Here is a 528-nt window from a genome sequence, read left to right on the forward strand (position 1 = left end):
CGAAGCAGATGAAGCGTTTGCTTTCGATGACTTAGAACTGCCGGAGTACAGCGAAGCCGATGCTCTGGCTGACAGTGAATATGAAGCAGAATCAGAGTTCATTTTTGACGGTGATGAAGATGAAGCACTGTCTGATGAGTTGATTGCCGGGCTGGAGCAGTCGGTAGAAGCACAATCTGAACCAGAAGCGGTCGCAGAGGCGGAAGCCCCGCCGCAAGAGCCAGAGCTGACTGCTGAAGCGAGTGCAGAGTCTGTCCCACAAACGCAAGAGCTTGATCCACAATCTGAAGAGCCTGAGCCACAAGCGGAAGACCTGGCTGCGCAATTTGCCGATACTCAGGCTGAGTCAGAGGAAGACGGGTTTGCTTTCGATGACTTAGATCTGCCGGAATACAGCGAAGCGGATGCCCTGGCTGACAGCGTTGCAGAGCCGGAAGCTGAGGCACAGCCTGAAAGCTCAGCACAAGCAGAGCCGCCAGAAAGTGTCGAAGCAGATGAAGGGTTTGCTTTCGATGACTTAGAGCTGCC

1 pseudogene is annotated in these 528 nt (G+C 54.0%); it reads left to right on the forward strand.

The features are described 5' to 3' along the window. Positions 1–528: pseudogene (locus tag E6C74_RS21055) on the forward strand (AAA family ATPase); the annotation flags it as partial.

The sequence above is a fragment of the Vibrio sp. H11 genome (assembly GCF_004804295.1).
Taxonomy (GTDB): domain Bacteria; phylum Pseudomonadota; class Gammaproteobacteria; order Enterobacterales; family Vibrionaceae; genus Vibrio; species Vibrio ostreae.